This is a genomic window from Bacillus sp. JJ1521, from assembly GCF_036965165.1.
Lineage (GTDB): Bacteria > Bacillota > Bacilli > Bacillales > Bacillaceae_L > Ferdinandcohnia.
Genome location: NZ_JBALOX010000123.1, coordinates 1 through 9,656, shown reverse-complemented (window position 1 = coordinate 9,656; position 9,656 = coordinate 1). Strand labels below are relative to the sequence as shown.

The following is a 9,656-nucleotide window of genomic DNA, read 5'->3' as shown; positions in this document are numbered from 1 at the left end:
TGTATTCATTCATCCTCTGTACCCCAGCAACCTTTGTTGCCATCAACCGGATCTGCCATCTGTCAGAGTCAAAAAACGTTGCGATCGAATTCACGTCGACTGGAGCACCTGATATTGAGTACGCTTTTAATGAGCGAATTCTCAATTCCGGTTCATCCTGTTGAATAAGCCTTTGTAAAAGGGTATGGTGTTTTAACAATTGATTTTTTCCAATTATCTCCACAATCACATATTTGATTCTCTCAGGCAGTTCATCAAAATTCATGATTAATTCATCAAACTTCTCTTCGTGTAAATTCGATATAATCGTTAACAGTGAAAAATCCGATATGCTTTTGGGAACACGTTTAATATACTCAACTATCTTCTCATCATTATTTTTGGCGAAAATCTTTAAAATTTGTTCCTTTTCAGGTGCAGAAATGCTCTTCTTTTCGTATAACTCGTGTAAAGGTTCCTGGAGGTGATACATAAAGAAATCCTCGATTGAATAAAGGGCATTCATTCTAAGGCTCCAGCGCCTTTTTCGAAGCTCTTTTTTTATATGTTTTGTAAAATATTTTTTAGCAAAGACACTGATTCTATCGTTTACATCGGGACTATCCAATACCTTTGAATATTCTCTTAATAACTCAAACAACGCGATTACCTTATCCTGACCAAGATTTGATTCCAATAGATCGATGTCACCTGTTTGTAAATAATGAAACATCTTTAATCTCATTTCTTCCTTTAAAACATTGATTCTTTGTTTTGTTTGATTATTTACATATTTTTTTATGATTAAATAGAGAAAAAGGCTCATTAATATAAACAACATCAAGGTAATCAGAATAAATAGTGCGACTAAACTAATTTCATTCAATTTAGTTCATCCTTTTAATTAAATGACTTAATCGGCTTTCCAATTCTAAGAGCTTAAAAGGTTTTGTAATATAATCATCTGCCCCTAACTGTAAGGCTCTTGAGATATCATGTTCACTTTTTCGTCCTGTTAGCATCATAACTGTAATCCGCTCTTGATTGTCTTGTTCCCTTAATTTTTGCAAGACCTCAATTCCATCCATTTTTGGCATAACGCCATCCAAAATGATCAAATATGGCTCATTCTCATTTACATGCCAGTTAGATTCGAAAAATTCCATACCATCTTTAAATGTTTTCAAATCTAAGGTAAACCCATCTGTAAATTTACTTTTACTAATGAGGTCTTGAAGCATTGTTCGAATAATCGGATCGTCATCAATGATCCCGACATGAATAGTTTTTTTATAGTAACGAATATTATTTAATGGCACGACATTTATTTGATTTCTGCCCTTGTTTTTTGCTTCATAAAGGGCACTATCGACAATTTCGATATTCTGCTTAAGGTCTAACTCATCTAACGTAATTTCATTCACTCCTGCGGAAAAAGTACAATAAAATGAATCGGTACCATCCATATCTTCAAAAGCGATTTTTGAAAAATCGCCTAAAACTCTTTCTAGTATAACCCTTGCTTCGTTTGCATTTATTTCAGGAAAAAGGATGATAAACTCTTCTCCCCCATAACGAATAATAATATCATTTAATCGTAATCCATTTCTTAGTGTATCTGCAAAGACTCTTAATACTTTATCTCCTACAACATGACCATAGGTATCATTTACTTGTTTGAAATGATCAAGGTCTAATATTGCGATGCTAAATGAGTCCTCTCGTCTTTTTAGGTTATTCACCATACGGTCATAAGCACGATGTAAAAATTTTCGATTGTATACTTTTGTAAGCTCATCAAGCAAGATTAATTCATCAATGGACTGCTTTCTCTCAAGCTGGCGGTTAATTCTAACAATAAATTCATCCATTTCTAATGGTTTTTGAATAAAATCATCCGCACCTAATTGATAGCTTTTTATACGCATGTCCTTTGATTGATCCACGCTAATCATAATCGTTGGTGTAAATTGCTGTTTCATTTTGTTCTTAAGTTGTGACAGAACCTCCAGCCCATTTTTATCCTTCATATGAATGTCAATAATGACACAATCGGGGTTCAAATCATAATAAGAATGAATCGCACGTTCTGCATCAGCGACCGCAAAGACAACCCAGCCATGTTTCTCTAACTCATCCTTCACATACATTAATAGAGTTGTATCATCGTCAATTAATAAGATAAGCTTTTTATCCCCTAACTCACTTTTACGTTCGATGGTCTTATCCGAAAGTGAATTTTCTTCATAGTAGAAGACTGAAATTAAAGGTAGTAAAAACGTTTGAAGTTCTTCCTTAGTCCAATCTTTTTCGACGCCTTCTTCCATCCCTTGCATTAACGATTGTGCCACTTCAGTTGCCTCATTTAACCCAATTGTTGCAGCGGTTCCCGAGATAGAATGTAGAAAACGATATAATTCCTTTTGTTGAATACTCTCTTGTTCATTCATCCATTTTTCAAGTTGCTTCCTTACACTTTTAACCAAGCTTTGTAAATATTTATTCATTCGTTTCTCCTAATTTTTACTGAATTCATATATATATTACTATTTGTTTAAAAAATGTATAGCTTTATTTTTTTAAAAGAATTTATACAATTATAATTTGTTCCATATAGTTATATGCTTATTTTCCATACAAACTAAAAACACCTGATGCCAAATTGGCAATCAAGTGTTTTATAGTCAACCTTTGAAAACATGATTAATATTTGCCAAAGTATTCAAACTTGTAGAGCAGGCACCCATTCTTTTATATATATTTCGCAGTGATCGAACGCTCACTACTTTTAAGTCCTAATGGCGGTCCCTCATATAAAATTTCTCCGCCCCCGGTACCACCTTCTGGACCTAAATCAATGATCCAATCACTATTTCGGATGACATCCAGGTTATGTTCGATGACAATGACTGTATTGCCCTTTTCTACTAATTTTTCGATAATCAGTAGAATATTGGTGACATCTGAAAGATGCAATCCAGTTGTCGGTTCGTCTAAAATATAAATATTACCCTTTTTATTTAGTTCTTTTGCAAGCTTAAGTCTTTGGCTTTCTCCACCAGATAAGGTGTTTAGTGGTTGACCTAATGATAGATACCCCAGTCCAACTGTTTCCATTGTTTTTAGCTGTCTTTGGATGTCTTTTGCTTCAAAAAATTGTACTGCATCCGCCACAGACATCTCCATGATTTCAACAATATTCTTCTCTTTATAAAGGTACTGAAGTACTTCCTGTTTGTAACGGTCCCCGTGACATTCGCTGCATTCCATCTCCATTTTATCCATAAACGATAGATTGAGCTCCACTGTTCCTGTTCCACCACATGTTTCACAGGCTCCTTTTGAGTTATAGCTGAATAATCCACTGTCCACATTGTTCGCATCAGAAAAAGCTTTCCGGATCGAATTCATAATTCCAGAGAAGGTTGCCGGATTGGACCGTATGTTACCGTGTACCTGGCTTTGGTCAATCCGAATAGACTCTGGAAAATCTTTTGCAAAAACCTCGTTTACAAGTGTACTCTTACCAGAACCCGCTACACCTGTAACTACCGTAAACACCCCTACCGGCACACGAATGCCAACATTTTTCAAATTATGTAAGCTACTTTTTCGGCTTTCTAGAAACTCATTCACTGGTCTAGGATTTGCTTTTATCTCCATTTTCTTGTTTAAAAATTGAGCAGTAAGCGTATCCGAAGATAACAAGTCTCGATAATTTCCACTCAACATAATGTTTCCACCATTAGCACCCGCATTCGGCCCCACATCGATGACATGGTCTGCAATCTGGATGACGTCTGGGTCATGCTCCACGACTAAAACCGTATTTCCCTTATCACGCAATTTAATGAGTAATTCATTTAATCGGTATACATCACGTGGATGAAGTCCCGTACTTGGTTCATCAAATATGTACATTAATCCAGTTAAGTTACTGGACAAGTATTTCACCATTTTCACACGTTGGGATTCACCACCAGATAAAGTCGGTGTTTCACGGGTTAAGGTCAAATAACTCAATCCAATATCACAAAGATTCTTCACACGTTCTAAAATTCCGTCCACAATTGGTTTTGCACTAGGGTCATCGAATTGTAGCAGCACTTTACTTAGCTCATCAAGCTGCATTGCAGTGAGATCATAAATGGAATATCCCTTGAATTTAGAAGAAAGAACTTTTTCGTTGTAGCGTGTCCCTTGGCAGCTATGGCATACGCCAGTTGTGGCAAATTCTTTGAGTTTCTTCTCGGCAGCCTTAGATGTATCTTTGTCTCGATTAACATTTTGTCGCATAAATTTTACAGCCAAGCCCACATAAGTGGTATTGATCTCCCCATTCATGTAACTTACTACGACTTTTTCCTCTTCAGCATATACAAGCTTATCATATTCATCTTTTGTATAATCTTTTATTTTTTTATCATTGTCGAAGAAACCTGATTCGGCATATGCTTTCCATTGCCATGTGCCTGGTCCAAACCCTGGAAGTAAAATGGCTCCTTCATTTAAGGATTTTTCCTTGTCGAGTGCAGCGTCGAGGTTTAACGTAATTGTTCTCCCAATTCCTTCACAGTGTGGGCACATCCCAATTGGGTCGTTGAAAGAATAAGCATTACTCCACCCAATACTAGGTTCGGCAAAGCGGGAAAAAAGCAGTCTAAACAGAGGATGAATGTCAGTAACCGTCCCAAGCGTAGATCTTGCGTTTCCACCAAGTCGTTTTTGATCCACGATTATTGCAGTGGAAAGATTATTAATTTCATCGGCTTCAGGTCGGCTGTATTTCGGCAGAAACTGACGGGCAAAACTACTAAAGGTCTCATTTAACTGGCGACCTGCTTCCTGCGCAATCGTATCAAACACAATGGATGATTTCCCCGAACCGGAGACACCTGTAAAAATAGTGATTTTCCCCTTTGGAATCTGTACATGAACATTTTTCAAATTGTTCTCTCGTCCATTAATAACTTCAATAAATTCCTGTTTCATTCATCATCATCTCCTTTATCATTTTTTACGTACTATGTAGCGGCTTGTCCATCTTATCATATAAAAATACAGGAGGAAACAGGTTGGGGTCAGATGAACGTTGCCACCGTCCCTGCCTTTGAAACCATATTGATTGAATTGTTTTATTTTTAAGTCAAATCCTTCAGCATTTTAATATGGAAATGATAAAATAAAGAAAAGGTTATGTGGACCTAATTTAATAGATTGCAGGAGGTAATGAATATGAGCCACAAAGTTCAACTAGGTAGAACAGATTTATACATAAATCCAATTGGTCTTGGTACAAATGCGGTTGGAGGACATAATCTATACCCAAATCTTGATGAAGAAGCAGGAAAAGAATTAGTTCGTGTAGGTATTGACAATGGTATTAACTTCATCGATACTGCCTATTGGTATGGGAAAGGACGTTCTGAAGAATTAATTGGAGAGGTAATGAAAGAAACTGGGAATCGCAGCAAAGTCATCATCGCTACAAAAGCTGCGCATCGAGAAAATGGTAATGAAATTNNCTGCATTCTTGCGCCAAGCCATTGAAGACAGCTTAAAACGACTTCAAACCGATTATATCGATTTATTTTACATCCACTTTCCTGACGAAAAAACACCTAAAGATGAAGCAGTTGGTGCTTTACAGCGCTTAAAAGAGGAAGGAACAATTCGTGCAATCGGTATATCCAATTTTTCAATAGATCAAATAAAAGAAGCCAATAAAGATGGATATGTCGATGTCTATCAAGGCGGTTATAACTTGATTGATCGTTCCGCAGAAGAGGCATTACTGCCCTATGTAGCCGTACAAAAAATTTCGTTCGTTCCTTACTTTCCTCTTGCATCCGGTTTGTTAGCTGGAAAATACAATAAAGACGCCATATTCAATGACTCGCGCACAAAGAAGCCTCATTTCCAAGGTGAAGCATTCCAACAGAACTTGGAAAAAGTAGAACAACTACGAGAAATTGCAAACGGCAAACAAGTAGAAGTCGCTCATCTCGTATTAGCATGGTATTTAACTAGAGACGAGATTGATGCTGTTATCCCTGGTGCAAAACGAGCCGAACAAGTTTTAGACAATCTAAAAACATTAGATGTGGTTTTAACACCTGATGAAATTGAAGTGATTGACCGGATTTTTAAATAGCATTCACCTTTTGTGGTAAAAAGAAGTTCCTTGGCAGGTGCAATCTATAAAGCAAGTTGGCTGTTTTGGCTGACTTGCTTTTTCTATTTTTTAGCCGTCAGTCTGGTTCACAGTCTCATGTTTGTGATGCATGCCCTTTCATTCGACTAGTAAAATTATTGTGGTATCCTATTACTATAAAGATAGAAAGGTAGAATGAAATGTACACAAAACAAGACTTACTATATCATCTTAAACAATTAGGTATCGATGAAAATGGAACCTTGCTTGTTCATTCGTCAATGAAAAGTATTGGTCAAGTAGAGGGTGGCGCGGATACCGTGCTTGATGCATTGTCTGAATATATGAAAGATGGTCTTTTAGTTTTCCCTACCCATACATGGTCCTATATTAAAGCCGATAATCCTCAGTTTTATGTAGAGGATTCACCATCCTGTGTTGGACTATTAACTGAACTTTTCCGTAAACGTCCCGGTGTTGTTCGTTCATGGCACCCTACCCATTCTGTAGCTGCATTAGGAAAAGGAGCTCGTGAATTTGTTGAAGGAAACGAAAAATTCGATACACCATGTGCAAGAGAATCGAGTTGGGGCAAATTACTAGATCAAAAAGCGACTATTTTATTAATAGGAGTCGACTTACGAAGATGTACGTATATTCATGGGGTTGAGGAATGGCTCGATATACCTGGTCGATTGACCGACACACATGAACAACTGTTTACCGTATTACCGGATAAAACTGAAATTTCCATACCCCAAAGAAGACATATTGGTCATACCTCCGAAAAATACGAACGAGTTGACGATGTTTTTCTAAATAATCAGGTGATGTACAAAGGGCAATTTGGCGATGCAACCGTAAGAGTCTGTGATACTGTAAAAATGACAGATTTGCTAACACATATTTTAAAAGAGGACCCTGAATTGTTTTCTTGATCGTAGGTACAGTAGTATAGTTAGAGCGTTGAAAAAAGGCATTTGGAGGTTTTCTTGTTTCCAAATGTCTTTTATTTTTCTGGACATGTTTGTAATTTTGAAACATTTCTTAGTCAAAATTTGATAAACATACGCCTTGAAATGTTTTGTAAAGAAGTTGTAACTATTTGGTAACATCTCCGTCTAAGTCATTGATAAAACAATTCATCATTTACAAGGAGTGTTAACAAATGAAAAATATAATTGCTGTGGGTGTACTTGGGTTGACCATTGTGGGTGGAATTTTTGGAGTTACAACATACAGTGCTGCAGACAGAGCGAATAAAGATGTTGAACAAAAAATCGTTGTAGAAGTGGAAAAAGACGCTGTAGTAACTTTGCCAGTGGATGTAAAAGAAAAAGCCACATTACTTACAATTGAAGGTACAATCACAGGTTGGATTGATAACCAATCAATTGAAGTTGCAACAGAATCAGGAGCAATGGCATTTAGAGTTTCTGAAGTAGATACCAATGGATTCAAGGAAAGTGATTCCCTTGTAGTAAATTACTATGAAAATGCAGATGGTCAAAATATAGTCCAGTCACTTAGTAAAAAATAACTTTTGTTTTGAAATGTAGTAAAGGTTCATTTCGCTCAACAAAAAGCATAGGTGGGTATGGTATAATATCTTATTTCTTCCTACTCATACCCACCTTAAAACCTTTTTATAGATACCTTTAATTAAAGATGTTTTATGTCATGTTAGTTGCTGCTCGGCAAAACTACGATACAGTTCATGTTCCTCAATCAATTCATTATGAGTCCCCTTCCCTGTCACCATACCTTTTTCAATGAATATAATTTGATCAGCATCCACAATTGTTGACAGTCTGTGTGCAATGACGAAGGTGGTGCGCCCTTCCATTAGTCGTGATAGTGCTTCTTGGACAATGCTTTCGGATTGGCTATCAAGGCTTGCCGTTGATTCGTCCATCATGAGAATTTTTGGATCGCGTAGGAACGCCCTTGCAATCGCAATTCGCTGTCTTTGTCCCCCTGATAATTTTACACCGCGCTCGCCTACTTCAGTGTCTAACCCATGTGAGAATTCACGAATAAATTCATCGGCATAGGCCATTTTTGCAACTTCCCATAGACGTTCATCTGAAATTTGTTCTGCTTTTTTTAATCCATAGCATAAATTTTCCCGTATGGTACCAGCCATCATTGCACTTTCTTGTGAAACATAACCGATTTGACTTCGCCATGATTCCAACGATAGCTCATGGATTGGTGTGTCCCCGATACATATCTGACCCATTGTAGGCTCATAGTAACGCTCCATCAAGCCAAACATTGTCGTTTTACCGCCACCACTTGGTCCTGCAAATGCAATCATTTGACCAGGCTTCGCTTCAAATGAGACGTCTTGGATGACCGGTTCTTCTTCACTATAAGCGAATGAAACATTTTCTACTTTAATTGGTAAGTTTGAAATATCGGTTTCTATTCCATCTTGACCTTCTTCTAATGGAAGCTCGATAATATCGATAATTCGCTCCGTGGCTCCTTTCGCCTTTTGAAGTTGGGTGAAAAACATCGCAAATGATGTAATTGGAAAAATGATTTGGAATAGGTACAGCAAGAAGGCAACGAGAGAACCTGTTGTCATCGTGCCATTTGCAACACGAATTCCCCCATACCCGATGATGATGACAATAACAATCATGACGATGGTGTACATGATTGGCCCGATTAGTGCAAAAATCCTCGCTTCTTTTAATCCATATGTAAGTAAATTTCGTACACCAATTATCCCTTTTTCTTCTTCAAATCCTTCAGCGGTTGATGACTTCATTAAACGAATTTCACTGATGGTTTGTTGAATTTTCCCCGAAAACGTCGCTGTTTCATCCTGCAACCCGCGTGATATTTTCGCCATCCTTTTACCAAGTGGCATCATAATGACCATTGTAAGTGGAACAGAAATCAACATAAGAAGTGTCATTTTCCAGTCCATAATAAGAAGGATAATAATAGCCCCGATGATCGAAATAACTCCTGTGATAAATTGTGGGAAATGCTGTGAAATTAAATCCTTTACAATCCCTGTATCATTGACTACTCGGCTCACGGACTCCCCGCTTTGTTGCTTATCAAAGTAGTTGACCGGCAAACGAATAAGCTTCTCCCACATTTTTTCGCGCAACCTGGCAACAATCCTTTGGCCAACCGCTGCAAGCATATAAGTTGATACACCGTCAATGACTGCCTGTAAAATAAACACTGCCGCGATAATCGCAATGAGAGTGGCATTAATGGAAACCCCAGAAAACCCATCCACAAGCTCCCGTGTTAACAACGGAATTGAAAGACCCACAAACGTTGTAATAATACTCCCGATTAACCCAATGGCTAAAGCGGTCTTTGGGATATTCGTCGACAAAATCAGTCTAAAAAAAGGCTTCAACCCACTATCTTCATTTTTCATATGTATTAACTCCTTCATAAAAATCCTACCCTATAACCTACGAATCAAACCCCAAAAAGTTACACATTTGGAACAGAGACAGGTTCAATATCCAGTCCATTGCAACAAAAG

At 37.4% G+C, this 9,656-nt stretch carries 6 protein-coding genes and 1 pseudogene; 3 read left to right on the top strand and 4 right to left on the bottom strand.

Annotation, left to right across the window (positions count from 1 at the left end):
* The 3 genes from V7147_RS16650 to V7147_RS16640 form a co-directional block, all read right to left on the bottom strand.
* A partial coding sequence (locus V7147_RS16650) for a hypothetical protein (protein WP_335368954.1) occupies positions 1-865 on the bottom strand: 865 nt, incomplete at its 3' end.
* Position 866: 1 nt separating this feature from the next.
* Positions 867-2,486, bottom strand: coding sequence for a response regulator (locus tag V7147_RS16645; protein ID WP_335368953.1), 1,620 nt, complete (start codon positions 2,484-2,486; stop codon positions 867-869).
* A 244-nt stretch (positions 2,487-2,730) separates the two neighbouring features.
* Positions 2,731-4,971, bottom strand: a complete 2,241-nt coding sequence (locus V7147_RS16640; protein WP_335368952.1) for an excinuclease ABC subunit UvrA — start codon at positions 4,969-4,971, stop codon at positions 2,731-2,733.
* A 243-nt stretch (positions 4,972-5,214) separates the two neighbouring features.
* Between V7147_RS16640 and V7147_RS16635 the strand changes: the two are divergent.
* The 3 genes and pseudogenes from V7147_RS16635 to V7147_RS16625 all read left to right on the top strand — a co-directional run bounded on the left by V7147_RS16635 (position 5,215) and on the right by V7147_RS16625 (position 7,673).
* Positions 5,215-6,133 (top strand): annotated as a pseudogene (locus tag V7147_RS16635) (aldo/keto reductase).
* A gap of 200 nt (positions 6,134-6,333) precedes the next feature.
* Positions 6,334-7,071: an AAC(3) family N-acetyltransferase gene (locus V7147_RS16630; RefSeq protein WP_335368951.1), complete on the top strand. Its 738-nt coding sequence runs from the start codon at positions 6,334-6,336 to the stop codon at positions 7,069-7,071.
* A gap of 230 nt (positions 7,072-7,301) precedes the next feature.
* Positions 7,302-7,673, top strand: a complete 372-nt coding sequence (locus tag V7147_RS16625) for a hypothetical protein (RefSeq protein WP_335368950.1) — start codon at positions 7,302-7,304, stop codon at positions 7,671-7,673.
* 138 nt (positions 7,674-7,811) lie between these two features.
* Here the strand turns inward: V7147_RS16625 and V7147_RS16620 are convergent, their stop codons facing one another.
* Positions 7,812-9,545, bottom strand: a complete 1,734-nt coding sequence (locus tag V7147_RS16620; RefSeq protein ID WP_335368949.1) for an ABC transporter ATP-binding protein — start codon at positions 9,543-9,545, stop codon at positions 7,812-7,814.
* Positions 9,546-9,656 lie beyond the last annotated feature (111 nt).